At 43.0% G+C, this 26,521-nt stretch carries 19 protein-coding genes and 2 pseudogenes; 12 read left to right on the top strand and 9 right to left on the bottom strand.

The window, feature by feature from the left end:
• Positions 1-515 precede the first annotated feature (515 nt).
• The 3 genes from F6K64_RS22455 (at position 516) to F6K64_RS22445 (ending at position 3,939) form a co-directional block, all read left to right on the top strand.
• The gene (locus F6K64_RS22455; RefSeq protein WP_287266339.1) at positions 516-2,612 is read left to right on the top strand and encodes a hypothetical protein; all 2,097 of its coding nucleotides are present in this window, start codon (positions 516-518) and stop codon (positions 2,610-2,612) included.
• A 103-nt stretch (positions 2,613-2,715) separates the two neighbouring features.
• Positions 2,716-2,958 (top strand): hypothetical protein, encoded by a 243-nt coding sequence (locus F6K64_RS22450; protein WP_287266338.1) that lies wholly within the window; start codon positions 2,716-2,718, stop codon positions 2,956-2,958.
• A 90-nt stretch (positions 2,959-3,048) separates the two neighbouring features.
• Entirely contained in the window at positions 3,049-3,939 is an 891-nt protein-coding gene (locus F6K64_RS22445; protein ID WP_287266336.1) for a DUF8581 family protein, read from the top strand.
• A gap of 20 nt (positions 3,940-3,959) precedes the next feature.
• Here F6K64_RS22445 and F6K64_RS22440 read toward each other — a convergent pair whose 3' ends face one another.
• Positions 3,960-5,111, bottom strand: coding sequence for an aspartate carbamoyltransferase catalytic subunit (locus F6K64_RS22440; protein ID WP_287266334.1), 1,152 nt, complete (start codon positions 5,109-5,111; stop codon positions 3,960-3,962).
• A 444-nt stretch (positions 5,112-5,555) separates the two neighbouring features.
• Positions 5,556-6,971: a phospholipase D-like domain-containing protein gene (locus F6K64_RS22435; protein ID WP_353737201.1), complete on the bottom strand. Its 1,416-nt coding sequence runs from the start codon at positions 6,969-6,971 to the stop codon at positions 5,556-5,558.
• A gap of 252 nt (positions 6,972-7,223) precedes the next feature.
• On the opposite strand from F6K64_RS22435, the gene F6K64_RS22430 reads away from it, so the two are divergent.
• The 8 genes and pseudogenes from F6K64_RS22430 (at position 7,224) to F6K64_RS22395 (ending at position 16,177) form a co-directional block, all read left to right on the top strand.
• Complete coding sequence (locus tag F6K64_RS22430; protein ID WP_008178278.1) at positions 7,224-7,604, top strand: DUF7682 family zinc-binding protein; 381 nt, start codon at positions 7,224-7,226, stop codon at positions 7,602-7,604.
• A 104-nt stretch (positions 7,605-7,708) separates the two neighbouring features.
• Positions 7,709-8,872, top strand: coding sequence for a cysteine desulfurase family protein (locus F6K64_RS22425; protein ID WP_008178280.1), 1,164 nt, complete (start codon positions 7,709-7,711; stop codon positions 8,870-8,872).
• A 134-nt stretch (positions 8,873-9,006) separates the two neighbouring features.
• Positions 9,007-9,762, top strand: a complete 756-nt coding sequence (locus F6K64_RS22420) for a DUF1995 family protein (protein WP_008178282.1) — start codon at positions 9,007-9,009, stop codon at positions 9,760-9,762.
• A gap of 470 nt (positions 9,763-10,232) precedes the next feature.
• Positions 10,233-13,511 (top strand): hybrid sensor histidine kinase/response regulator, encoded by a 3,279-nt coding sequence (locus F6K64_RS22415; protein WP_287266333.1) that lies wholly within the window; start codon positions 10,233-10,235, stop codon positions 13,509-13,511.
• A 155-nt stretch (positions 13,512-13,666) separates the two neighbouring features.
• A pseudogene (locus tag F6K64_RS39040) lies at positions 13,667-14,098 on the top strand (hypothetical protein); the annotation flags it as partial.
• Complete coding sequence (locus F6K64_RS22405; RefSeq protein WP_131826941.1) at positions 14,040-14,234, top strand: hypothetical protein; 195 nt, start codon at positions 14,040-14,042, stop codon at positions 14,232-14,234. The pseudogene F6K64_RS39040 and the gene F6K64_RS22405, both read left to right, overlap by 59 nt.
• 6 nt (positions 14,235-14,240) lie before the next feature.
• A pseudogene (locus F6K64_RS39035) lies at positions 14,241-15,351 on the top strand (ISAs1 family transposase); the annotation flags it as partial.
• A gap of 184 nt (positions 15,352-15,535) precedes the next feature.
• Positions 15,536-16,177 carry a LysE/ArgO family amino acid transporter gene (locus F6K64_RS22395; RefSeq protein ID WP_008178299.1) on the top strand — a complete coding sequence of 214 codons (642 nt, stop codon included), beginning with the start codon at positions 15,536-15,538 and terminating at the stop codon, positions 16,175-16,177.
• A gap of 320 nt (positions 16,178-16,497) precedes the next feature.
• On the opposite strand, the gene F6K64_RS22390 is transcribed toward F6K64_RS22395, so the two are convergent.
• On the bottom strand, positions 16,498-17,592 hold the full coding sequence (locus F6K64_RS22390) for an SIS domain-containing protein (protein ID WP_008178302.1): 1,095 nt from the start codon (positions 17,590-17,592) through the stop codon (positions 16,498-16,500).
• A gap of 358 nt (positions 17,593-17,950) precedes the next feature.
• Here F6K64_RS22390 and F6K64_RS22385 point away from each other — a divergent pair, with 358 nt between their 5' ends.
• The gene (locus F6K64_RS22385; protein WP_081431845.1) at positions 17,951-18,757 is read left to right on the top strand and encodes a cyclase family protein; all 807 of its coding nucleotides are present in this window, start codon (positions 17,951-17,953) and stop codon (positions 18,755-18,757) included.
• Positions 18,758-19,234: 477 nt separating this feature from the next.
• Here the strand turns inward: F6K64_RS22385 and F6K64_RS22380 are convergent, their stop codons facing one another.
• The 6 genes from F6K64_RS22380 to ectB all read right to left on the bottom strand — a co-directional run bounded on the left by F6K64_RS22380 (position 19,235) and on the right by ectB (position 26,398).
• On the bottom strand, positions 19,235-20,539 hold the full coding sequence (locus tag F6K64_RS22380) for a SidA/IucD/PvdA family monooxygenase (protein ID WP_008178307.1): 1,305 nt from the start codon (positions 20,537-20,539) through the stop codon (positions 19,235-19,237).
• Positions 20,491-21,975 carry a class I tRNA ligase family protein gene (locus F6K64_RS22375; protein WP_287249779.1) on the bottom strand — a complete coding sequence of 495 codons (1,485 nt, stop codon included), beginning with the start codon at positions 21,973-21,975 and terminating at the stop codon, positions 20,491-20,493. The genes F6K64_RS22380 and F6K64_RS22375 overlap by 49 nt, the downstream gene beginning before the upstream one ends.
• Positions 21,972-22,388 carry a cupin domain-containing protein gene (locus F6K64_RS22370; protein ID WP_287249777.1) on the bottom strand — a complete coding sequence of 139 codons (417 nt, stop codon included), beginning with the start codon at positions 22,386-22,388 and terminating at the stop codon, positions 21,972-21,974. Before F6K64_RS22370 ends, F6K64_RS22375 begins: the two co-directional genes overlap by 4 nt.
• Before the next feature lie 58 nt (positions 22,389-22,446).
• Positions 22,447-23,493, bottom strand: coding sequence for an FAD-dependent oxidoreductase (locus tag F6K64_RS22365; protein WP_287266330.1), 1,047 nt, complete (start codon positions 23,491-23,493; stop codon positions 22,447-22,449).
• A 55-nt stretch (positions 23,494-23,548) separates the two neighbouring features.
• Entirely contained in the window at positions 23,549-24,808 is a 1,260-nt protein-coding gene (gene argG, locus F6K64_RS22360; protein WP_287249771.1) for an argininosuccinate synthase, read from the bottom strand.
• Between the two features lie 261 nt (positions 24,809-25,069).
• Positions 25,070-26,398 carry a diaminobutyrate--2-oxoglutarate transaminase gene (ectB, locus tag F6K64_RS22355; RefSeq protein ID WP_008188187.1) on the bottom strand — a complete coding sequence of 443 codons (1,329 nt, stop codon included), beginning with the start codon at positions 26,396-26,398 and terminating at the stop codon, positions 25,070-25,072.
• Positions 26,399-26,521 lie beyond the last annotated feature (123 nt).

The following is a 26,521-nucleotide window of genomic DNA, read 5'->3' as shown; positions in this document are numbered from 1 at the left end:
CCTTTAGCCACGGTCATAAATGCAGAAATTCAGGCATAATTTAGTTATTATTACTGTTAAACAGACCTACTATCGTCAGGGAATAACAACTGCTAAAGGTAATTGATTCAAAGGCGCGCATTGCTTTGGCTTGGCATGCCACGCAAAACCTATTAATTATACCACAAACATACCAGCAAGCCTAACCCAGTAAGCCTAAGATTGAATCAATGTATTGAGGTGATCTGCTACTTCGGCGACAGGCAAAGTGTTCAGCAGTAATGGCCACTGCTAGGTTGCTTAACTGGTTGTGGTCTGATATAAATTTAACCTAAAGAATTGAAATAACCAAGTGTTTGTTGACGGTTGACGGTTGGGTCTTCACAGTCACTGAGAAACTTTCAACAAAAGCTATATCCTTTAAAGAATCCTACCACTATAACCCAAGGGTGGACGTGGGAATATCAAAAACTATTTATTATTAATCAATCTAAACTAAATTACAAAACTACCCTAATAAGCGCGAGTATATTATTATGGCTCCTAGCGATGACTTCAGACAATACCTTAAGACAGGGAATATTAAAGAGGCTCTTGTCCTAGCCCTGAGCGAAGCAGTTGATTTGAAAATTACCACCTGGGTAGCTGACACCAATACGGATTTAGATGCAGCCCAGGCAAAACCTGGTCATCGTATGTGTACCCGCATTGATACTATTAACGGTGCCATCGATAATGAAGTAGGAGACCAGTTTATCGGCAATGGTCGCTATAGAGAACTGCGGCAATTTCACAATGATCAGGTGGCTCAAGGCAATCAAATTATTCAGAGCAACCTCAAGAGTCTGCATAAGCTCTTTGAGGTTCTACTCACTCTAGGTTACCCAACTAGCACTACTGGGGTTATAGAGCCTGAATCCCCTAGGGGTGAAACCCATTTATTACCAAGCATAGAACCGGTAACTGAAACTAGAGTAGCCATAGAGTCAGTCGAGTCAGTCGAGTCAGTCGAGTCACAGACAGAGCATCGTGTCGATACAGTTACTAAAGCGGTTTTGGGGACTGGATTGGCAGCAGCAGCAGTTGCGTCTGCCTCGGAGTTAGTAGCAGAACCTCCCCCAGCCGAAGTCAAACCGACTCAGGCAGCACCAGAAACACCCCCAACCATCTCTGCTGACCTTGAGTCAGTAACAGCTCCTACCCCAGGGAACCTTGATGATTCATTGATTAATCCCTACACCGTAACTGAGCCAATCATAAAACCTGGATTGGTGGATGAAGTAGTCGATGAAGTAGTTTCTGACGCTGGTTTGTTTCCAGAGATTACTGAGAGTAATGAATTGCCAGAAACTACTGAATTGGAGGAGGAAGAAGCAATAGCAAACTTCCTACAGGATAGGTGGTCAGAAAGTGAGTCAGTCTTGGTACCTCCACCCCCCATTGAAGAGGAAACAGACATTAGTCCTGACTTGCTACCAGATACGGCTCCAGAAGTGGAGTCAGTCTTGGTAACTCCACCCCCCATTGACGAAGAAACAGAGATTATTCCTGACTTCCTACCGGATACGGCACCAGAACTGGAGTCAATCTTGGTACCTCCACCCCCAGTTCCAGAAGAAACCCAGGCTAGTCCCGACTCTTTCCTAGAAACTGAGCCGGAATTGCTAGAAGTCCCCTCAGCCGAACTGGAATCCTCACTGATGCCATCCACAGATAGCACCCAGGCATTAGAAGCGGAAACTGAACAGGACGATTGGGATGACTCGATGTGGGAATTACTGGAATCTGTGCCTGATCAGGAGCTAAGTGACCAAGACGTTTCAGATGCAGAAATTGATCAACAATGGCAGGAATTCGTTGAAGAACAATCGGAACCTGCTGATTTAAAGCCATCCGATGCAGTGGATAATCAAAATTGGGAACTCCTGACATTAGAAGATTTGGAGTCAACACCATTATCACCAGAACCCACAACTGAGGCTTCAAACCATGAATTAGAAGAGGAATGGGGTGATTTGTTTGAAGAAGACACACAACAGATTGATGCAGAAACTAACATCCTTAGCCTAGAATCATTGGAGCTAGAAGAAAATGAGGATTGGGATGATTGGATGTTGGAACAACCGCAGGAGTCATCACTAGAATTGACCACTCCTGAGATAGATTCATTGGATGTCTCTGAGGATAATGAGTGGGATACATTAACGAAAAACGCTAATCCGTTCACTGCACCAAGCAATCTCAATGGATCAGCAACAGATTTAGAACTTGATGAAGACTGGGATGATTTCCCAACTGATGAACTGGAATCTTATCCATCTCTAGGAAATAGCTTGGATCTATCGGCACCTTCGGAAGATCCAGATACTTCAGAACTGACCAATGACCTAACTGATGACCTAACTGATAACCATAAAGTTAATCAGGATGAATCTCAAGAGTTAGATCCGTTTCTAGAAATCTCTGAGATCACCGATCAATCAGAGAAAGCATCTGAGGACCTCATGGAAGATTTGTTTGACTTTCCTGTGGCACAACAGACTGAATCTGAGCCCATAAAACTTGATGATGATAATTGGCCTAGCCTAGAAGAGTCACTATTTATTAAAAAACCACGTAAAAAAGAGGATTAATCTGGGGGTAATTAGCTTTTTCTGGCGCTAAAGGATAAGCAGTAAGCTTTACATCATACTCTTAAGTGTGATCTACAGACTGCCCTAGGTCGATTTTGATTCCATGGAGGAGTCGAAATCGATAATTCGTAAGCATTCAGCTATCAGCTATCAGCTATCAGCTATCAGCTATCAGCTATCAGCTATCAGCTATCAGCTATCAGCTATCAGCTATCAGCTATCAGCTATCAGCTATCAGCTATCAGCTTATGGCTTATGGCTTATGGCTTATGGCTTATGGCTTATGGCTTATGGCTTATGGCTTATGGCTTATGGCCACACTACTGTTCGCGTAGCGAATGGCTGACGGCTGACGGCTGACTGCTGACTGCTGAATGCTTACGATAATTCTTCCACTTATATCCACTTATATTAGGGTAGTTACTATACAATTACGATGGCCGTGACCAAGACCAGAAACCGTAAGCAACCAGCAACTACTGATGCAACATCACCTTTCAAACGAGGTGCCCTTGACCTTGGCGAATTAAATTCGCCACGGGTCGCACCTGATGTTACCTCTAGATTAGGTCAAACCCTTGATGAATTTTATGGCTCTTTGGGGGATGTCTTGATTGACATCACAGCTTTAGAAGTTAACACCATGGTAGTGGAGGAAATTAAGGGAGATAAGTTCATCCCCTGGGAAACTTACCGGGATATTTACCCGATCTCAGCAGACTATCTAGAGCAACAGGGAATTCATCAGTCTTTACGCGATCGCTACCTTGAGTTACGTAAAACCTTGGAACTAGAGTACACCGTGCTTCTGAGTGATCCCGATTCACCCTTGTATGATCCCACTGTTCTAGAGCAGGCTAGAGGAGGCCAAGAAATCCTCACCGACCCGACCTTAGAATTGCACCAAATTAACACCCGACTACCAAACCCTACTAAAACCAGCAGTTCAGAAGAAATGCTTCAAGCGCAACAGATTCTTAAGAACAATCGTTTCTTGCGTTGTTTGCGTAAGCTCAGTGAACTAAAAGCAGCACTGGATAGTCGGAATCAGGCATTGCTAAAAACTAATTCACAGCAACGGGCAAATGTCAAGTCAATCAATGATTTAATTTGCGCCCAAACTGTGATTCAACTAGATGGTGATGTGATCAACCGCTATGCTCAGGAAATTGTTAACCATCCTGATCGAGATTTGATTCTACACATCCATAAGCAAGGAGTCACTGCTAGTCAACAGCAGTGGAGAGGATTGCTAGAGTTTATTTTGGGTTTGGTACAGGGGTCAGTGAGATGGGGTAATGGTGACGGTTTACCTTGGCGCAATTGATGTACTCAGGGTATGAGCTGTCACAACTTACCACTACCGATTAAGTAAAGCAGCGCCATCCTAACCGCAACTCCACTAGTCACCTGTTGAGGAATTAAGCTAATCTCGGGATCATCTATCAGCTCAGAACTAATTTCAACCCCTCGGTTAACTGGACCAGGGTGGAGAATGTGAACATTGGGTTGGCAAAGTTGGAGGCGCTCCCGGGTAATCCCATAACGCTGATGATATTCTCTCAAACTAGGCAACAAATGACTCGTCATACGTTCTTTTTGCAGCCGCAAGGTCATGACAAAGTCAGCATCTTTTAGTGCTGGTTCAATCTCCCAGTGAATATAGAGCTTAGGATGACTAATTGGTAACTGTTGCGTAGACGTAAGGGAATGGCTGGCTTGACTTGTGATCGGTACCGTTGTTTTTAAAATCACAGGGGTTTCGGTGTACTGCTGCTGTTGAGCAAGGCTAGACTTAGCCCATAACTCTTGCTGTTGCTTTACCCTAGGTTGTTGGAGACGAGTACTACTGTATTCAGCAAATAATTGCGGAAGTAGGGTAGGTGCTCCAGCCAGATGAACCTCTGCACCTGTCGCCAGGAGACTCCAGATATTGGAACGGGCAACTCGTGAGTGCAAAATATCTCCAACAATGGTAACTTTTTTTCCAGCAAGCAGTTCTATGCGGGGATTATCCCAGTCTAAGCAAGAACAAATTGTAAACAAATCCAGCAATCCTTGAGAAGGATGTTCATGTTGACCGTCACCAGCGTTAAGTACACTTACCTGGACACCGAGTCGATTCATCTCAGTAGCAATAATTTGAGGAACTCCCGCCTGCCGATGGCGAATCACCATCATATTAGTTCCCATTGCCAGGTAAGTCTTTGCTGTATCAAGAATCGTTTCGCCCTTGCTTAAGGAAGACGTTCCTGGTGCAAAGTTTAGGATATCAGCAGAAAGACGCTTAGCCGCTAGTTCAAAACTGCTACGAGTACGGGTTGATGGTTCAAAAAACAAATTCGCAACCACGTGACCCTGTAGTGCAGGTACCTTTTTGGTGCGTCGGGACAGTACTTCCCGAAAACTAGAGGCAGTTTGTAAAACTGTATTGTATTCATCTGGCGTAAAATCAGCCAGGGCAAGAATATGGCGGCGAGTCCAGGTGGCATTTGCCATATAAGTCGTCAAGCAATTCAATAACTTAGTTTTGCTGCTCGTGACAGCTTTAAGAATTTCTGACACCCAGGAAACCCTAGATATCGATTAAGGTTAGCAGGTCGAGCAGGTTTACCTACTTTGTATTCTTGAGCCCCAAAACCTAAGATAACCTCAGCGCACACCTGTGTTAACCAAGAAAGCTGGTTTAGTGTTCGGTCAACTGATGATATCCTGTCCGGTTGAATACTTATAATTCCTTGATAATTGATCACTAGTTATTGCTCAGACAACACCGATTTATGAAAAGGCCATGACAGATTGGTGGAAGTTTTATCAATAACTGATCACTAACAACAAAACGCAACAGACCATTTTAAAAGTGATTAACCGGACTTGATCTAACACATCTATTTAATTGAGGGGTATAACCTATCATTCCAACTATTAAATAGTATGCTCTACTCAAGAATGTGGATCAAGAGGCACACATTTTTGTTGCTGTGCTTTAATCTTTCGCTGAACTCTAACTGGTACTCCCTTCACTGCTTTACCATAGAGGCGTTGAAACTCCCGTTCAAAATGGGCAGCAACCATAGGGCTATGAATAACTAACACCGTCTCATCGTTCCTGGTATTTGCTGCTTTTGACCAGTTGTGAGAGCCTGTAATCACTGTCTTTCCATCGAGAATGGCAAATTTGTGATGTAAGACATCTCCTTCTGGCAACTGAGGCACACCGACGGTAGCAATCGGTTGACGCCAAGGACGGTTACCACTCTCATATTGACACTTGTGAGTAACAGCTACTCCCATCATGTCCAAACCCTCACTGTAATAGCGAAAGGCAAAACTTGGCTCAATTAGCGCTTTGACCTTAACACCCTGTTGATGGGATTGCTCTAAAACATTAGTTAGCCGTTGCTCGGAAAAGACAAACAAAGCTATGTGAATGGTTTCCCTAGCCTGAGGAAGGATTTGAGCGATCAGACCATTGCTACTCTGATGCCAAGGTTTGGTAGTGGAGGTTGGGGAGAATTGTATAGCGATAGTTGTATCCCCCACAGTCGTATCCCCCAGAGTTGTATCCCCCAGTGTGACCTGCTCTACTGGTCGCGATGGCTTCTTGAGACCAAACTTACTGTCTGGTTTACCGCCAGCACCATCTCCCCACATCAGGTTAAATTCCTGAGTGAATTGCTTAGCTAACTCTACACTGTCAATCTTGAGTAGATTGTTGGCATTGCCACGACTCTCTCGAAACTGAAAGTCACCATGTAGATCACTAAGAGTGAAGTTGGCTGAGGTAATAATAGAAACTTTGTTATCAATAACTATAAACTTATGATGCATTAAGCCACTGCCCCGAGAACCATCCGCTGTGTCATCAATCATAGGTACACCACGATTTCCTAAGATGATTAAAGCGTCTCCTTCTGAAATTTCCGTTGCACTGAGCTGACCATCTCCGTCACGGTCGATCAATATTAGGGACTCATTGTAGCGTGAGCGTTCTCTTTGGCGGAGTTTTGCCACTGACTCAGCGGTCAGTTGACTTACCGGAAGGCTGTAGTTATTGTCTAAAATGACTCTGACCTTGACACCAGCTTGCTGACGTTCTACTAAAGCTTGGGCAATTCTGGGCATACGCAACTCCTGAACCGCCACATCTACTGTGGACTTTGCTGATGCGATCGCATCCACAATCACTTGCTCCAAGTTATCTCCCTCCCGAGTTACTCCCCGGTAAGGATCGGTGTATTGGGCTGACCTACTATGATTAAAGTAAGCCTGAACCCAAGGGTCTTGGGGCAGAGGGGGTTCAAGAGACACCTGTGGCTGAGCTTGTTGACAGCCACACAAAATCAATAGTATCAGCAAAAGATAATACAAATTCCAGTAAATGCACGCTGGTTGGGAACTCAAGGCATCAAAAAACCCGATTGGATAGCTGATTTCCCCATGCTAACAGCACAATCTTCAAATAGATGCAGTTGTTGAATTAACATAAAATACCAGGGGATATCAGTTGCCATCAAGTTCAACTCCCTCCCCTAATTGCCTTTTTTTATGGAATGGTTTACACCAAAGCCTAATTAGCGGGTTAGGGACTTTAACCCGAACTAGTGTCTTATGCCAAGACGAAAGAAAACATTCCCGTGTGGCCACAAGGGGTATGGTAAAACATGCCACCGATGTGATCAAAAAAACCGAGCACGGGAAGAGAAAAAACAGCAAAAACGGCAGTGGGAGTCTAGTTTTGAAGATGATCCCATTGACTTAAAAAACCTTCCTACCCATGTGGTGGTCAAAGCCCGTGGGATAATCGCTGGTTTGGAAAATCACCAGGATTACAGAGAATTTGGTGGCAAGCGGCTGCGCCACAACCGCTGGATCATCAGTATTCCTGTAACGCGCAACTACCGAATGATTTGTCACGACCAGGGTAGCTTATTGGTTCCTCACGCGGTTTTGTCCCACGAGGACTATAATGTTGGTAAACCAGGTGGTTAGTTATTAGTCATTACTTATTAGTTTTCAGTTATTAGTCATCAGTTGGAGAGAGACCTGGAAAGGTTATATGCTTAAGATAGAGATAGCTGGTTGCCTGAAAACCCATGCAAATTTATCTGGACTATAGCGCCAACACACCACCACGCCCAGAAGTCATTAAAACTATGCAAGATGTGCTTACCCAGCAGTGGGGTAATCCTTCTAGCTTACACCAGTGGGGTCAGCGAGCGGCCATTGTACTGGAACGAGCTAGAATACAGGTAGCTAGGTTAATCAATGCACCAGCGGAATCGATTACATTTACCTCTGGCGGTACTGAAGCGGATAATTTGGCAGTGATGGGGGTTGCCCAAGGCTACAAAAAACCCCAGCATATCATTATTTCTAGTGTAGAGCATTCTGCGATCGCTCAACCAGTGGCCATGTTGGAGCAGTGGGGTTGGCAAGTGACCAGGCTACCAGTGGATTCTCTGGGACGGGTCAATCCCAGTGATTTAAAAGCTGCCCTACAGGCAAATACGGTTTTAGTCTCCGTCATCTACGGTCAAAGTGAAGTAGGTACACTCCAACCTATTGATCAACTAGGACAAATTGCTCGTGAACAGGGTGTGCTGTTTCATACCGATGCAGTTCAAGTAGCCGGACGGCTATCTATCGATGTTCAACGACTACCGGTGGATTTGCTGTCGATTTCCAGTCACAAAATTTATGGTCCGATGGGAGCAGGGGCACTGTATATCCGCCCTGGTGTAGAGTTAGTGCCCCTGATCTCCGGTGGTGGACAAGAATCCCGATTGCGGTCTGGAACCCAGGCGTTGCCAGTAATTGCTGGGTTTGGAATCGCGGCAGAACTAGCAGCAGCGCAAATGCTAACAGAGACACCTCGGTTAATTCGATTACGCGATCGCATGTTTGACCAACTCGCTGATACTCCCTATCTCATTGCCACTGGTTCTAGAGACTATCGCTTACCCCATCACGTTAGTTTCTGTTTGACTTCCCCTACTGGGGGGGTGACTGGCAAAACTATAGTGCGCCAGTTTAATCAGGCTGGTATTGGTATTAGTGCAGGTTCAGCTTGCCACAGTGGTAAACTGAGTCCAAGTCCGATATTGTTAGCAATGGGTTACAACGAGCCAGCTGCTTTGGCTGGAATTCGGTTGACCCTGGGGCGAGATACCACAGAAGCTGATGTAGATTGGACGGTGATGGTACTCAAGCAAATTTGGGAACGACTGATGCCACAACCAGAATTATCTAAGGTCTAACTTTGCTCAAAAAAGGCTCAATTGCTCCTATGGGTAGGGTGGATTGGCGCTCGATTAATGTGGCGAGACATTAGTTTTCCTTTTTCTTTTAAGCCATTAATATTAGAGTTTTTGATTAACACACAGACAGACTCATGAATGAACTTCCTTTGAGCTTAGAAGATGCGATCGCTCAAGCTAAACAAGCGACCAAAGCCGCCCTAGATGACGGTCAAACCAGGGTACAAGTGGAGTTGGTCTTTCCAGAAATTGCCCTCCAAGCCCAGTCAATTGCCCAGGAATTTATTCCTATCTTTGAGCAGTATGGCCCCGGACTGAAAATCTTCTTTCCTGATACCGGTGCTTCAGCCCTTGCCCTTCGTGACTGGGGAGAGGTACCGTTTAAAATTACTGATGTTGGTACCAGTCGCTCCCCAGCAGAAACTAGAATTGAAGATGATGACCAGGTTTTCTTGCTAGTGGGCCCGTCTGCCGTGGAAGTAGCCCAAGTGGAAAAGATTTGCAATTTGGCGGGGGATCGCCCCTGTGTGATCCTAAATCCTCAACTGGAAGATGTCTCTATTGTAGGGATTGGCTATGCCGCACGTCAGTTACGCGATCGCTTTCTGAAAACCCTAGAGTCTTGTTATTATCTGCGACCCTTTCCAGGGGGTGCTCTATGGCGTTGTTATCCTTCTATGTGGCAAGTATGGCTAGAAATAGATGATGAGTATCAGTTGGTGACTGAAGAACCTAGCAAACCGACAGCAGAGGCTCTTGATCAAATTATACTTAAGGCAAGTCTAGTTAACACGACTAGCCCAGAAGATGCTCAAAATATACCATCTGCCCAAAAAAAACAGTCGTTATTCTCAGGTATCCAGAAATTCTTAAATGCTCTGAGTCGTTGAACTCACAGTTGAGCTCAGGTCAGAAAAACGTTATCAAAAATCTACCTAGCGAGGCAAAAAAACCTCGTCTGTATAGAGCGGCGCGTGTTAAGCTACGTCTTGGCTAGTTAGTTGGATGAATGGCGGACAGGAACTTTGATACTTTGTTATCGTCTGTTGTTATCGTCTATAATGAATATAGTAGGGTAATCAAATTAAGAGCTAACCGCCACCTACTAGCTAAAATAGATAAAATTTTTTGGTATTTTTCCGGCGCGGAGGGGCATCTCGTGTCGTCAATAAAGCTTGCCGAGTATCCGTTACCGTTGGGTGGAGTTGGCAAGAAGCCTACACTGAAATCGTTCGCGGAGCGGCTGTGTAAGAGCAGAGTCAGTGTAGGATTATGTCACAACTATCATAGAGGGAAGCGGCGAACTTGCCAAGGCAAAAGGTGAAAAATGTGCGCGTAATGTGGAATTAATGCTTTCCGAATGTCTAACAACCTAGATGCTCAGCCACCAGCAGTAATCAAAGACGAATTTAACCTAGATAACTTCCTAGAAGATATACCTGATATAGAGGAAGTGGAAAAACCAACTACTGATATCATCCCATACCAGACCGATGATGCTGGAGAACCGAAAGTTGGCATGGAAGAACTAAATAGCTTAGCTGATATATTTGAAGGTCAGACCCCTGATTTGGATCAAACCTGGCAAGAAGAAGAAATTATCGCTCCAGATAACCAGCAGTTGTCTAGCCAATCAGACAATTCTATCACTACAGACGAACCACAGGATTTATCTGACCTGATTAAAGAACTTGATGAGTTGGACATTCCGGAGGCAGCAGAATCTACCGAGGAAGATTTACTCAGTTTGTTCGATGAGGAATTTCCAGAAGAAGCAGCCTTTGAGTTACTACAGTCAAGGGAGTCAACTCGAAAGGATAGTCAACCTAACCTTACTCCAAGCCTGACAGATAAAGACCTTGAAGAATTACTTTCTTTTGGGAGTAGTGAGGGGAGCCTAACTCAAAAAACTAACCCAGCGGACGAATTAAGTAGTTTATTTGATGATACCTTTTTTGAAGAAAATAGCTCAAGCTCGGAAAGTACTCCTCCCACCAAATTAGATAGTTATGGGATGGGCAAACAGCAGCCTATCCCACCAAGCACCCCACACCCGGACCCCACCCACACCGACCTGAATGAAGATTTAAATCTGGTCAATGACTTGGAGCTGATTCCAAATCACCCCCCTGCAAACCATGAACAGCCAGCAATTAATTCCCCATCAACCACAGGGTCTCCAAAGCCCACCTCGACTTCAGCTCGACCCAGTGAGGCGTCTACACCCACTCGTAGTCCAACTGTCAAAGGAAAAAATAGAAAATCCCATCCCATAAAATCAAACAAATTACCAGATTCATCACCAAAACCATTACCAACAACCCAAGATCAATGGCAGCAATTAGAGCAGCTGTTGGCAGAAGCTACCGCACATTACCAAAACGTTGATTTTGACAGTATAAAACCTCTGGATGTGACCTTACCCACTGCTGAGGTGGTATCAGAGCAGAAAAGAATATTTGATGAACTAGAACTCCTATTAAATGAAACTAGTAGCCCTGAACCTAACCACTCCCTAGACCAAGAAACCCCGAAAACCAATCAGGCGGATTCAGTAGAGGATGACTTTAAAGACCTCGAGGACTTGCTACAGCAGGCAAATCAAAGCATCTCTGCTATTCCAGGAGGGATGAATCAGGAGCTGTCTCGCCAAACAAGGCGTCCGAGGTCTAAGCTATTTGAACAAACCATGCGGGTACCGGTTAAACAACTGGACACCCTGAGCAATTTAGTGGGAGAACTGGTGGTTGGTCGCAATACCTTAGAGCAAGATCAAGAACGGCTGCGGCAATTCTTAGATAATTTATCCCATCAGGTATCGAGCCTCAACGATGTGGGTTTGAAAATGCGGGATTTGTATGAGCGAACCCTGCTGGAAAATTCCCTATTGTCTAGTAGTAAGATTTACCGAACTACAAGTATCCAAGAACGGGAACAAGGAAACCAGAATTCCTCGACCTTAGAAGAGTATCACCCCCTGGAAATGGACCGCTTTACAGGCTTCCATTTGCTATCCCAAGAGATCATTGAGCTGATTGTCCGGGTTAAGGAGTCGGCGTCTGACATTGAGTTTTTGGTGGATGAAACCGACCAAGTAACTCGTACCCTCAGACAGGTAACCAATCAACTCCAAGAAGGACTGACGCGATCGCGTATGGTGCCCTTTGCCCAAGCAGCAGACCGAATGCCCCGTGCAGTCAGGGAAATTTCCTTGCAGGAAGGCAAGGAAGCCGAGCTACACGTTGAGGGGCGGGAAACCTTGATTGATAAAATGATCTTGGAACACCTCTATGATCCTATGACCCACCTGGTCAACAATGCCATTACCCATGGAATTGAGCTACCAGAGGAACGGCTGGCTGCAGGGAAGCCTAGGGCGGGTAAAATCACCCTCGGGGCATTCTACCAGGGAAATCAGACGGTGATTTCCATCTCGGATAATGGGGGGGGCATTGATCCAGATCGAATTAGAGCTAAAGCCCTTGAAAAGAATCTCATTTCCCCAACTGAGGCAAAAACCCTGAGCGACTTGGAGTTGTTCAATTTTATCTTCCACCCTGGGTTCACCACTGCTGAGAAAGTGACTGACACCAAAGGTCGAGGGGTAGGCATGGATGTGGTGCGCACCTGCTTAAGTGAAATTCGGGGAACCATTACTATCGACTCTACTCTCGGGGAAGGAACCACCTTTACCATTCGCTTACCCCTGACCCTGAGTATTTGTAAAGCCCTCTGCTGTGTAAGCGATCGCGCCAGAATTGCTTTTCCCATGGATGGGGTCGAAGACATGCAGGATGTCTCCCCTGACTGCATTCAGACCAATTCTCAAGGTCAAGCCTTTCTTCAATGGCGGGACAGCCAGATCCCATTCAAACCCCTCTCAGAATTGCTGACCTACCATAGCCAACTCAGCCGGGCGAGCGTCTATGGCAGCCAAAGGGAAGACAACCTGATTTCTGTGGTGGTACTGCGCAGTACAGGTAACATGCTCGCCGTAGAGGTTGATCAGGTATTGGGGGAGCAAGAAATTGTTATTAAGCAAATCGAAGGCCCTGCACCCAAGCCAGTAGGCATTACCGGGGCGACCGTCTTAGGGGATGGTCGAGTAATGCCCATTGCTGACGTCCTAGAACTGATTGACCTTGCTATGGGTCGGATTCGTAAAGATGGTGGTGTTGCGATCTGGCAAAGGATGGAAACTCCGACTGCCAGCGGAGCCGAGGTCAATCTCATCAAATCTGATCCCATGGTGTTGATTGTGGATGATTCAATCACAGTCCGAGAACTGCTTTCTATGACCTTCAGTAAAGCTGGTTATCGGGTAGAACAAGCCCGTGATGGTCAAGAAGCCTGGGATAAACTCCGGTCTGGTTTGCCTTGCGAGATCGTATTCTGTGACATTGAAATGCCCAGAATGGATGGTTTAGAACTGCTATCTCGCCTTCAAAAAGACCCAGATTTGTGTGAAATACCCCTGGCCATGCTCACCTCTCGTGGTGCTGATCGACACCGGAAAGTAGCTGCTGATCTCGGTGCTAGAGGCTATTTTACCAAACCCTATCTAGAAGACGTGTTACTAGATGCTGCCCAACGAATCAGGCAAGGGGAAGTGTTGTTAGCTGGAAGTAATCAAGAATAGATAATGCCAGCTACCCGTTGGCATTAGTCATTGCTCAGCAATTCTCATTTTGGGAAATAGGTGTTCAAATTGTGGAAATGCCGATAGTGTATTAATATCATCTAGATCACTCAAGAGAGTTGAAGCGAGCCAAAGCACCAGAGTTGTTTAACACAATAGTCAGTTCTTTTCGCTCCTGTCTGAAATCTCTGCAAGACTTGCCCACGGGCAAAAACACTCGCTATGGAATGGAAGATGCCGGTTTAAGTGCCTTTGGTGTGTTCTTGACCCACACCCCATCATTTCTAGCTTACCAGCGCCAGATGGAAAAAAGCAAAGGGTGCAGCAACGCCCAAAGCCTGTTTGGAGTGCATCACATGCCTCTCGACAACCAAATTCGAAGTTTACTCCACCAAGTCTTACCTGAGTGTGTGTCACCAGTGTTTGAGTAAATTGTGCAAATGCTGGAAAACGAGGGGCATTTGAGGAAGTTTCCAGGATTTGCTGACACGCTGTTGATGCCACTTGATGGCAAGGAATATTTCAGCTGTGAGAAAATCCACTGTGCCCAATGTTCAACCGGAAAGAGCAAGTCAGGAAAAACGAACTCATAATATGCTATGGGAACCGATGTCACAATCAAGGTATCCAATGGTCATTGGCTTCAATAAACCCACTAAAACCGCCGCAACCAGTCCATTATCCTTACCACTAAAGCCCGCCGGAGATAGTCAACAGCAATAGCCGCAAATGCTCGAACATTTTGAGAAGCTGTCAGACCCAATAGGTAAACAAGGGCTGCTTCATCCATTTATCAGTATTATCACGATTTCACTATTAGCTACCATGGTCGGTGCGAGGGGATGGGAAGATATTGAAACCTATGGAATCAGCCATTACCATTGGTTGTCTACCTTTTTACCATTGCCCAATGGAATTCCCTCGGCAGATACCTACAGGCGAGTGTTTGAACAAATATCCCCCAGTGTGTTTGATGATAGCTTCCAGAGCTGGTTAACTAGTTTAGTGACAGATAATGGGGCACAGGTGATTCCGATTGATGGCAAACAAATCAAGGGTTCCTATGATCTAACCCTCGCACAATCAGCTTTGCATGTGGTTAGTGCGATCGCGAGTGAGCATCGGTTATTTCTAGGGCTTGTTAAAGTGGACGATAAAAGCAATGAGATTACAGCCATCAAGCGCCTTACTAGAATTATTGGATATCTCTGGATGCATAATTACCATTGATGCCATGGGAACTCAGTATGAAATAACCCATGATATCCGTGCTTTGGGTGGAGATTATGTTTTGGCGCTCAAAAAAAATCATCCCACTAAGTTTCACGCAGGTGAAGCAATGGGAAAGAAGCTGCTGTTGCTAATCAGGCAAGAGGATATTGAGTATAGCTATGATATTAGGGTAGAATCAGCACACAATCGTACTGAAAAGCGCGATTGTGTGGGCGGTAACTCTTGCCTCGTTAGACCAAGATTTATATAAGCAGTCCCACTGGTCTGGATTACAGACTATTGTGATGGTTATTCGCACCCGCGATCTGTGGAACAAGACTACTCGTGAGGTGATGTTTTACCTGACTTCTCTACCACCCCATGCTCAAAAGTTAGGCAAAGCTATCCGAAAACACTGGTCCATTGAAAATCAACTTCATTGGGTATTAGATGTGACTTTTGGGGAGGATGGGAGCCGAATTGGTACAGGGCATACCCCACAGAATATGGCTTTACTCAAGCGCGCAAGGGTCTCAATTTACTCAATCTTGAAACAAGCTATAAACGTAGCACTCGTCAATTAGCGTTGCGAGCCAGCATGGATACAAGGTATATGCTGAAGGTTTTGAAAGCTTCGATTCCCTTACAGTCGTGCCTTATCCGAGTCATAATTTTTCGCCGCTGTACCCTGTGTCACCCTCCCAGCAGAAAAATACTTTTGCAAGAGGTCTACTCTAAGTTAGGATGTTTTGAGAGATAAATGCTAGAGAATCTTTCTCTGATGAAAATTGTTGAAGTTTTCCTAGCATTTTATGTTTATTCCAACGGTTGTAAATATCAAAAAAATATCACAGATGCTCACCGCTTTCCTTTCTGGTACATGGCTTGGTTTTTCTTTACTAGTAGCAATTGGAGGACAAAATGCTTTCATATTAAAACAGGGCTTAAAGCAGGAGCATGTTTTTATCATTTGTTTAATTTGTGCTTTATCAGATGCTATTTTGATAGCTTTTGGTGTTTCTGAATTTCATGTAATCATAGAAGAAATACCTTGGATAGAAGAGATTGCCAGAGATTTTGGAGCCATCTTCCTTACAGGCTATGGTATACGTAGTTTCTGGTTAGCTGCTAAATCATCTGATTCTTTAATTCCATCTACTGACGATTCAACATCTCTTGCCATTGCTATTACAACTTGCCTTGCTTTCACATGGCTTAACCCTCATGTGTACTTAGATACAGTTGTGCTTGTGGGATCAATATCCACCCATTATTCTACTGCAAGAATTCAATTTGCACTGGGAGCTATATCGGCATCGTTCATATTCTTTTTCACCTTGGGTTATGGGTCAAGGATGCTGTCACCAATTTTCAGCAATCCAAGATCATGGAAAATTTTAGACATAGTAATCGGAGCTATTATGTTTATGATTGCAATAAGTTTGTTTTTGTGAGGAATAAGCTTACAGCGCTTGGCAATTCAGTTAGGTACAAAGTTCTGGATTTTTAGGGAGCAGGGAGCAGGGATTTCGGAGCATTAAAACAATTCTGTGTAGCTGATAGTTATGCAAACCGCCGTATCGATCTTCAGTTGTTTTTATCCGACTTATTCAGCAGACCTTACTCAGGTAATTAATTGGGGAGCATGTCACTTATGCAGCAACATTAGTACTAAATCTCTAGCCCCTTCATGGGTTTAAGCTTGCTCTGATGATACATAGTTTATTTCTTCTGCAACTTGGACCTGCTCCCATTAATTCTGTGTAGGTGCTTACTACAAACGTATTAATGAGCGTGCACGGGCAAAACGTGGATCTTCAAGGCGAAATCCATCAGGGTTTGTTCCACGTTCCAATGCTAAGTAGTAGGTAAATAGTTGCAATGGCACAAGGCAAGTTATAGAGCAGAAGGGTTCTGGAACTTTAGGTACAGCAACCCAACTGGTTGCGTCAGTTTGCAGTGATTCCGCCGTTCCGTCGCTGATGACCAAGGAGGCAGCACCAATTTCTTGGATGAGTCCCACTAGCTCGATAACGCGCCCCTGTGCCGCCCCTGCTGGCGCAATCAAAACGAAGAGATCTTCTGCTTCAGCGCATTGAAATGGTCCATGCAGAATTGTCTCGATTGACATACCCTCAGCTTGCAAGTAGGAAGTTTCCTTAATTTTTAGTGCGATCTCATGAGCCGTGACAGCATTCGGACCACCACCAACTAACCAAATACGCCGTCGATTAACGTATTCGTGGGCAAGTAGTGCTATCTCATTCTCTGTTTCCAGTGCTGTGAGTAGTGCCTCAGGGAGTTCATGGTGCAGGAAGTTTTTCGTTAGAAAACTTGCCCCAGTGCGATGATAGCCGATACGTTCCGCAAGAGCAGATAGGACTGAAATCGCACCAATGTAACTGACAGTATGAGCTGATGACTTATCTTGTGCAACAGTAGTAAGGGTAATGTCGGTTTGCACAGCCTCATTAGCTCCACCCTCACCTGTAATAAACACTGTGTAACAACCTGCTTCACGGGCATGTTTGAGCGACTCAACTGTATAGAGTTTATTCCCACGATGACTAATACCAATGACGCAATCCCTTGGTGTAATGCGAAGTCCATAAAGCGCAAAGTCAAATGAGTGAACTGCCTGTGTGAACAGCTCTCCTCCATACAAACGCATTAGGTGTTCACCCACCTGAGCAGCATAATGTGAAGTGCCAATCCCAACTGTAAATAGCCGCTCGCAAGAGGCTATACGGGCAGCACACTCATCAATTAATCTTTCATTGCACCTAGCAGCATGGGCAAATGCTTGAGGTTGCTCAAGAATTGCCTCATATATATGAAAGGGATGTTTCACTCTTTGTTCAGTAGACATATTAATAGTTGTCCTCTCTATCGTGCAAGTTTTGCATTAATACAACTGGGCTTCGTTGCATAAAGAGTATGAGTTGAGTGGGATAATCTGTAGATAGAAAAATAAAACTCCCCCCAGCCATGATAGAAGCAACGGCCAAGACCCAATATAAGATTAGGAATTGGAGTGAGTACAACGCAACCCTCAAAAACCGAGGAAGTCTGACAATGGGAAAAACATGGTAAAACAGAAAGGACTATTCTGTTTGATATGGTGTCCAAATTAAAGAGGTCGCTTCAACTCTCGCGACCCAATCACTGCTGTAAAAATTAATAGTGGTTGTATTCCTATATTCAAATCATACTAAGGTTGAGTTTCTATGTGTTTATGCAGAACTTTGAAAGATCTTTACCAAAGAAGCTTAGACAACAATTATACCCCGGTTGTTTCAGATAAGTATATGGCAGCGTACAATAACTATATAAAACCACCGAAACTTAGAGGGCATATTGTTGATCTAACTCATACATTAGGACCACAAACGCCCGTATTCCCAGGGGATAAACCTATGAGACTAGAGATAGCATCAACATATAGTGAGAATGGCTATCAAGATTATGAATTACATCTGAATGAGCATACTGGAACGCACTTAGACGCTCCCATTCATTTTATCAAAGATGGCATTGCTGTGCACGAGATTCCAGTTCATTGTCTGTGTGGACCCTTGGTGGTGTTAGATATTCGAGACCGTGTGCTACATAATCATGATGCTACAGTGATTCCGGACGATATCTTGCGTTGGGAAAAGAAGTATGGAAAGATCCCTAGCAATGCCATCATTATTATGAATAGTGGCTGGGGAAAGTACTTCGGAGATAATAATGCTTTTGTAAACATGGATAAACAAGGAATTCCTCATTTCCCTGGTTGGAGTAAAACGGCTGTAGAGTTTCTGTTGGAAGCAAGATCTGTGCTTGGCATCGGTGTTGATACTCTTAGCCTTGATCAAGGGGCTTCGGAGGATTTCCCAGTTCATAATACTTGGTTGTCGAATGGGCTTTGGGGATTAGAAAATGTGGCTAACCTTGACAACATTCCCCCTTCAGGAGCATTCCTTTTTGTTGGGGCATCTAAAGTTTATGGTGGAACTGGAAGCCCAGTGCGCTTAATAGCAGTCATTTGACAATCTCCGTCCTAAAAGAACGGGGATTCTTGGCTCTACTACTCGTCGTGGCTCTTTCAAACCGGAGTCAGAAAAAGTAGAGGACAAATTTCCCCAAGCGTTTAGATCATAGATCTAGGTTTCGGTGTGCCGGAGACGAAACCTTAGAAGATTGGAGCCTTAATAAAAAAGTTTTAACCAAAGGTGCGCTTTCCGTCGGCGAATTTAATTCGACGACTGTAAGCGCACCTTTATACTTTTTTATCTAAGTTTTTCATAGACGTTGTAGTCGTTAGACCAAATTACGGAATACGTATCTCATACATATTTTTTACGTTGTCTATTTATGATTAGATAGTACCTATCTGACAAAAAGTTTATTGCTTATGCTTTTATTCTATCACATAATCATGAAAAGCCGTCCTAGAAGGACGGGGCTAATGACCCAAACTTTTTGGTAACAGTTCCACTTTTATGACGTGAGTGCCCCTCTCACGTTCAGACAACTACAGGACTAAGCCGCTTCAGAATACCACCCAGAATATCTTGTGCTCGCAGTGACACAAGGCTGATCGAACCGGCATCCCCCAAACCATGTGAAGACTCACATAACCCATTCAAGTATATATCTGGTAAAGAAACTCCTTCTTTCATGGCAATACGGTAGTCCCGCTCCACCTTGAGATAATCGTCTGTCCAAACAAAATTATCTGCTACATCACGGAGTAGTTTTGGCAATCCTTCCTGGCCATTACGACCGATATCTAAGAACCCAGTTGCCAATATCATTAAATCACACGGGAGTTCATCTATATTGCCCTTATAAAGCTGTCGGATAAGGATAGATTTTTTTCCATTCGGGTTGATCTCGTCAACCACACAATTGCGATAAATCTTCAAACGTTCGCGATGGTTTATTTTGTCCTCATACCGTATTAAATACAAGGCATCAAGAATATCCTTATCTACTGAGGAGTAGTTAGTACGGCGAAGCTGTTTATCCAACTCTGCTCTCATTTGAGGTGGTAGCCCATGGTAGTAATCTACAAACTCAGGAAAGTATACTTCATCACTGAAACAGCTAGTATCCTTGAGGCAATATGAAAAAGAACGATGAACCGAATAGATCTGCTGATAGCCTTTGTTAATTAGATCCAAGATAATCTCCACAGCACTCTGTGAAGCTCCAAGCACAACAATAGGTGAGTCTTTATCATATTTTTTAATATGATGGAGGTAATTAACAAAATGAATAACGTTTGGACTATTTACTCCCTTGATTTTAGGAATATTAAGATTCCTACCCGTTCCCACTACTAAACACCGAGTTAAGAAGTTAGTACCTTGGTTATTTGTAAGTCGCCATAGGTATTGACCACTTATATAAGCGAGTTCAATTTTGGTCACAGAACTTCCATACACCACGTTCTGAAATTGACTTCCTGCCCAGACAATATAATCGTAGTAATCTTGTCTAAGGGGATGCGTAACTCCAAGGTTAAGGAAATCGAACAACCGACCACTCTGATGGAGATAATTGACAAAAGTATACTTGCTTCTAGGGTTGACTGGAGTAACCAAATCCCTCAAAGGGTTGTTTTGGATATTACTACCATTTAGTAACATTCCCTCATGCCAAGATACTTGTGTATTACGCTCTATAAAGAGCACTTTGCCTGGATAATTGCCTTCCTCCATAGCAATGGCAAGAGCAATATTAGATGGCCCAAAGCCGACTCCAATAACATCGTATATTATCTCTTCACCAGCAATTTTGGAAGTTCGTGTTGTATATGACAACATGGTACCAATTCCTCCCAATTATAGTTAGATAATTCAAACTTATCACGAATAGATTGTGTATACTTAGGGCAAAAAGGGTCAAGTCCCATTACTAGTAAAACAGGTACGAAGGGAAGTAAAGAATGATTGCCATGTTGGAGGGATTCTCGTAAAAAATCAATAATATTCAGAGCGCGTTGGGCTAAAATACTTGACGAATAATCCTTGAGATCTAGAGGCTTCGACAAGATAGAGATTATTTTCTCTATAGTCTTATTATTCTTGTAGTCATCTCCATTTTCCATACTAGTTAATTTAGCATTGAAAACTTCTACAATATCATTAATTTTTCGGGCAATTTCAGATACTGTCTTTTCAAAGGCTATAAGGGAAAAGTTTGCTTCTTGAAATTCAGGGCCATGCAACGCAAGGAACAAGCGAATAATATCTGCCTCGTAATCCTTCACCAAATCTCGTGCCCAAATGAGATTACCTTTACTGGTTGAGAATTTAGAAGAGCCAAGATAATAAAATTGGTTAGTGATAAATCCACGTGGCAAAGGCCAATCGAACCCACATTTTTGTGCGGCTATCCCTAAGGCGAAATGGACGAAAACATAAAAATAAGAATTATCGAAACCAAGAAACTGGACATATTCATCTTTGTTACTTAGTTGACCTGCTGATTTTTTGAGAAAGTAAATGTGACCAGGATACATCTCTGCCCAAACATTTAGTTTCTGATCAGAAAGAGCAAAATCTATACTAATCCCCCGATTCATTTTATAGGATAGTGGAAAAGGGGTCATAGGTTGATCTAGAAGAGAAGAAATGAGGTGCTTTAGCGCGGGGCGGTGTGTTTCCATCCCAAGCAAATATTGTTCTAGCTCAGAACGGAATTCCTCAAGTTTGAGGACAAGCCTTGGTTCCTTCAAAATCTCTAAGCCAGGATATTGCACTTCAAGAAGATCAATTGCAGAGTTAGGATGTCCACAGGATTCACAAATACCACTACATGTATAACTCAAGCAATTGGGACAGAAACCAGAGATAAATGATTCGATCGGGTAAGTATCCGTCTTCTTATCATAGAAGACCTGCATTTCAGCTACTTCAACAAGGCCAGATGAGTATAACCGTTCAAAGAAAGCCTGAACAAATTCGCGATAGCTCGCATCCTGATTCCCAAAGTGATCGATAGCAATATCATAACTTGAGAGTGAATCACGGATTTCAGTACGAGACTGGTTGATCAAAGATGTAACCTCTATTCCCAATCGCCTAGCTGTCGTATCCACATAGGATTGGTTGTCATCAGTGCTGACAACATAGTGCGCTTGCTGTCCATGTTGTCTGATATACCGTTTGAAGATATCTGCAGCTAGATACGGACCAGACAGGTGGCCAACATGTAGATCCCCATTGGGAGTAGGTGGTGGTGCAATAATAAGAATCATTTCTGAGATAGGTCTCCTTGCTGGGAATTTATAGCATTAGTCTGATTATCTATATAGGTTTTAATTTGTTCTCGCGCCTCTGGCGAGTCCCAGAAGATGGTAATAAAAGTTAGTGGATCCTGATTTGACAGGTTCTGAAACCTATGGGTTTGTTCTCTGGGAATGAAAACAACATCCCCAGCTTCAAGATCTTCTTCTTCTGCCTCAATGTACATCCTTCCCTTCCCTGCCAATACGATAAAAGTTTCTAGCTCATCATGCTTATGGGGGGTTGTACACTCACCGGGTCGCACAGAAGCAATTGCGGATCCCCAGTAGAGAGGGTTAGATAAATCCTGGGAAGGATAAAGTCGCCGTAAATCGCAACCATATTCATACTTACTTAAGGCTTCGATCTTACGTTGAATATACATAAGCTATCTGACTCCTTTAAAAAAAAACTTGTTAGTGACTTCTGTACAAAACGGATTATCATAAACCGACAAGATGTAATGCTTCCTGTGCAAAAGCTTGGCTACACTTTGCGAGGTTTCCATTTCCTCCTGTGATTGTTATATAATTCCCTTTTCGCTCTACAAATGGCTTACCATTACTCGTAAGTGAAAGGGCACATGGCTTGACTGACAAAAGTTTGTGGGATCCACCCATAAATTCCTCTATATACAGCAATGCTTCCTGTAAATAACTGTACTCAGTATATCCCCCTTGGAACCACCATATCAACTTATCTATGCTAGCTAACTCTTCATAATGTAATTCTGTAAATCCGAACTTTGAGATAGCTGTATTCTCTAATTTTTGATACTGGAAAAAGCCGTAGGCATTCTGAAAGACATTTTGCTTTGGGGATGAATCGATAAAGCAAAAGCTACCTTCTTCTACATCTAATGGAGCAGTGGTGTAAATAAGAACTTTTCCTACAATGGTGATTTTACCTTGTTTGAAAGCTTCTTCCGAAAACGCTCCCCGGGTGTCAATAACAATGTCTGTGCTAGCGCTTTGACCAGTTAATGGAATAAGCTGATATACCTCTCTATCCTGTGTAACAGAGGTTACTGCCGTTGGATAAATATTTATGCTACGCCTTATTGAACGCCTATTCATGGCTTTAATATATCTCTTTGGGTCAAGGAAGCCTCCTTCTATATCTTCAGCATTGAAGAGTGGTCGTACCCTTGCTGAATGTTGCTCATCAATAGGCTGAAGGCTGGCATACAACAAGGCATCTTGGTTATCTTTACGATTATAATATACAGGAAGGTCGTAGAAGACTTTCATTTCTACTTCCTTTTCCAAAGCTCTAATTTCCTGAAGATTACGGATTGCCAGATCTTCCCAGTAGTGGTCATCATGATAAGTTCTAACAAGCCTTGAATCATCCTCATGGCTTGAGAAATAGCGACCTGCTGTACCATAGTTTGCGCCATATCCCACAACACTAGAATGATCTTTTGAAATCTCGTCTAAAATAGCAGATCCTAGCAAGCCATTCCCAATAACCGCAAAGTTAAAATGCATATCATCTATCCATATATTGCCCTAAAAATTAGCCTCCATGAATACAAATCTTGATTTACCAACTATGAGTTAAGCGGCTATGAGCTTTTGCCCGAGCACTTAAACTAAGAATGCGAAGCAGACCTTCTGAGTCAAGATGGCTAAAACTTCCAATGTTCTCCATAGAAGTTGTTTCTTTTGTATAAATACTGTGTGGTACATCTTCAGCAGAGACAAATGTTACATGTCCTTTGTAAATATCTACTGTAATCGTACCTGTAGCTAAATTTGTTACGGGCTCAATAGCTCGAAAACCCATTTGCGAAGGGAGGTCAAAACCTAAACCATAGTAAATGTTTTCTCCAAGTTGTGAAGCCATCTGATCGAACATCTTTTGGGATGCTCGATCAAGAATTAGTTGGAGGAGAAATCTGTAACATTTGCTAAGAATATCTATACCAGGCTGTTCATAAACTCCTCTAGATTTTAGCCCTACAATTCGATTCTCAACAACGTGAACTCCAATTCCAACCCCGTTTCGACCTCCTATTTGATTAGCCAACTTAAACCCATCAAGTAAAGACACTTGATTTTCGTTAATTGCGACTGGCCTTCCTTGCTCAAAACGAACAACAAACCTTTCAACCTTATCAGGTGCATTTTTTGGATAAACTCCCATAGTAGGAGTAACAAAATCTGAAGGTGTCTTTAAGTCTTCAAGCTTACCTCCTTCATAGGTGATACCCAATAAATTTGCGTCTGTTGAGTACGGAGTATCTTTAGTTGCTCGAATTGGAAGCCCATGAGCCTGGCAGAAGTCAATCATTTCGGCACGACCTTGAAATTTATCCAAATAGATCGGATCGCGCCAAGGAGCATATAACTTCACTTCTGGATTGAGCATGTGAGCCATAACTTGGAAACGAATTTGATCATTGCCACGCCCTGTAGATCCATGGGCAAGAATTGAGAGTTTATGTTGAGTCATTGCTTCAAGGATACCCTTAACAATGATGTGGCGTGCAATTCCTGTTATATTCCAATATCCACCTTCATAAAAGGCTTGAGCTTGAATGAGTTTCAGCCCTGCTTCAGCAAAGTGGTCTTGTAAATGAAGGAAATGATGGCTATATGCACCGGATTTTCTTATGCGATCTCCAATATGAGAAATATCTTTCTCATCTGGTTGGCCAAGATCGGCTGTAAAACAAATAGCTTTCACTCCTCTATCAGTAAGCCAACGAGTAATCGTACAACTATCGAGCCCACCTGATACAGCAAAGGCAATTGGTTCTCCAATTTCAGCAATTTCCAGTACTGTATTAATATCTTTCATTTTAGTTTTTTATTCCTGTTTTTACTTCCTTTATAAGAGGATGCAATTAATCCAATTTCTCAGAGGATCATTGGAAAGCCAAAGTTATTACCTTAAACTAATCAAGCTATCTCTAGGATATGTCTCTATAGCCCCTATGATCAGGCCATACTAAAAAAATAGTAAAGTAACATTTATGACTTTCCAAATAGTTTATTACAAAGGTATTTATGCAGATAATTTGATTTTAGGAAACAATCATATTTGATTCCTATCAGTTAATTACCACAATCTGCTCATTGCTTTAACTATTATCTCACAACCTTGGCGGAGGTCATGGATATCAATAGTTAATGGCGGTAACAATTTTATAACACTACTGTTCCTTCCGCAGACCTCAACAACTAAACCATTTTCAAAGCAAAGCTGTGAAACTCTTTTAGATACTTCAGGACTACTGTGACTTGACATATCAATTCCCCAAATCATACCAGCTCCACGCACTTCAACTCCTTCAAACTTTTCTAAAATTTCAGATTGCATAAAATTGGATAGAAAAGATTCTTTTTCTCTTAACTTAATTTCTAAACTCTTTCCTCCCCAATAGTGGTCGAAAGCGGCACTTGCCCCAACAAAAGCGAGCTGGTTTCCTCTAAATGTTCCATTGTGTTCGCCAGGCTCCCAAATATCGATATCCCTCCTCATTAGGACTACTGATAACGGTAAACCATACCCACTTAAGGATTTAGAGAGCGTAACAATATCTGGTGTAATATTAGCTCTTTCAAAGGAAAAGAAATAGCCTGTGCGACCACAACCTGCTTGTATATCATCGCAAATCAGCAGAATATCATGTCGCTCACACAAACTCTTCAAGCTCTCTAGCCAATCAATAGAAGCTACATAGACACCTCCCTCTGCCTGAACTGTTTCAACAATTATTGCTGCTGGCAGTTCAATGCCTGAAGAAGGATCTGTTAAGATTCGATCTATATAGCCAAGGGAATCAAAATTCCCATATGGACTACTTTCATAAGGAATAAATGTAACATTAGTCAAAGGCAAGCCAGCTGCTTTCCTAAATTTTTGATTCCCTGTCACAGCAAGGCTTCCTAAAGATACACCATGAAAGCCTCCCATGAAGGAGAAAATACCTTCCCGACCTGTAACTTTTCGAGCTAACTTAAGAGCAGCTTCAATGGCGTTAGTTCCTGTTGGACCAGGAAATTGGATCTTGTAGTCCAACTCCCTTACATTCAGAATATTTGAAAACTTATGGAGAAATTCTTTTTTTGCACTAGAATACATATCTAGGCCATGGATAAGACCATCCTGGGATATATATTGAGATATTTTATCCTTAATAAAAGGATTGTTATGCCCATAATTAAGAGTTCCTGCACCTGCGAAGAAATCAATTAATTCTTCTCCAGACTCAAGATAAAGTTTTGAGCCCTTAGAGCGACTAAAAACAGCAGGGAAACTTCTACAGTACGATCTAACGTTAGACTCGTAACGATTAAATATTTCATCAATAGGATGATCAGGGCTTAAATAGTCCGTTAATATTGATTTTCTCTCTGGATCTTGAATTGCTTTCTGTGAATTCATGGCTAATTATATCCGTAATAGTAGTATTGGATACAGAAATTTTAGGTCTACATTCATATCATAAAACTAAATTAGTTTCTAGATTCTTTTAATTTACAAAAATTAAAGGTTTAATTTATAAAA

This window comes from Moorena sp. SIO3A2 (assembly GCF_010672265.1).
In the GTDB taxonomy this organism is placed as follows: Bacteria; Cyanobacteriota; Cyanobacteriia; order Cyanobacteriales; family Coleofasciculaceae; genus Moorena; species Moorena producens.
This window is presented reverse-complemented; position numbering and strand designations above follow the sequence as displayed.

Excerpts from the sequence above, each read along its gene's own strand:
- F6K64_RS22450 (WP_287266338.1), top strand. The coding sequence starts at position 2,716 with ATGGAGGAGTCGAAATCGATAATTCGTAAGCATTCAGCTATCAGCTAT.
- F6K64_RS22380 (WP_008178307.1), bottom strand. The coding sequence starts at position 20,539 with ATGTTGTCATATACAACACGAACTTCCAAAATTGCTGGTGAAGAGATA.
- F6K64_RS22420 (WP_008178282.1), top strand. The coding sequence starts at position 9,007 with ATGAATGAACTTCCTTTGAGCTTAGAAGATGCGATCGCTCAAGCTAAA.
- F6K64_RS22370 (WP_287249777.1), bottom strand. The coding sequence starts at position 22,388 with ATGTATATTCAACGTAAGATCGAAGCCTTAAGTAAGTATGAATATGGT.
- F6K64_RS22365 (WP_287266330.1), bottom strand. The coding sequence starts at position 23,493 with ATGCATTTTAACTTTGCGGTTATTGGGAATGGCTTGCTAGGATCTGCT.
- F6K64_RS22395 (WP_008178299.1), top strand. The coding sequence starts at position 15,536 with ATGTTTATTCCAACGGTTGTAAATATCAAAAAAATATCACAGATGCTC.
- F6K64_RS22415 (WP_287266333.1), top strand. The coding sequence starts at position 10,233 with ATGTCTAACAACCTAGATGCTCAGCCACCAGCAGTAATCAAAGACGAA.
- F6K64_RS22445 (WP_287266336.1), top strand. The coding sequence starts at position 3,049 with ATGGCCGTGACCAAGACCAGAAACCGTAAGCAACCAGCAACTACTGAT.
- ectB (WP_008188187.1), bottom strand. The coding sequence starts at position 26,398 with ATGAATTCACAGAAAGCAATTCAAGATCCAGAGAGAAAATCAATATTA.
- F6K64_RS22455 (WP_287266339.1), top strand. The coding sequence starts at position 516 with ATGGCTCCTAGCGATGACTTCAGACAATACCTTAAGACAGGGAATATT.
- F6K64_RS22425 (WP_008178280.1), top strand. The coding sequence starts at position 7,709 with ATGCAAATTTATCTGGACTATAGCGCCAACACACCACCACGCCCAGAA.
- F6K64_RS22440 (WP_287266334.1), bottom strand. The coding sequence starts at position 5,111 with ATGGCAAATGCCACCTGGACTCGCCGCCATATTCTTGCCCTGGCTGAT.
- F6K64_RS22430 (WP_008178278.1), top strand. The coding sequence starts at position 7,224 with ATGCCAAGACGAAAGAAAACATTCCCGTGTGGCCACAAGGGGTATGGT.
- F6K64_RS22390 (WP_008178302.1), bottom strand. The coding sequence starts at position 17,592 with ATGTCTACTGAACAAAGAGTGAAACATCCCTTTCATATATATGAGGCA.
- F6K64_RS22375 (WP_287249779.1), bottom strand. The coding sequence starts at position 21,975 with ATGATTCTTATTATTGCACCACCACCTACTCCCAATGGGGATCTACAT.
- F6K64_RS22385 (WP_081431845.1), top strand. The coding sequence starts at position 17,951 with ATGTGTTTATGCAGAACTTTGAAAGATCTTTACCAAAGAAGCTTAGAC.
- argG (WP_287249771.1), bottom strand. The coding sequence starts at position 24,808 with ATGAAAGATATTAATACAGTACTGGAAATTGCTGAAATTGGAGAACCA.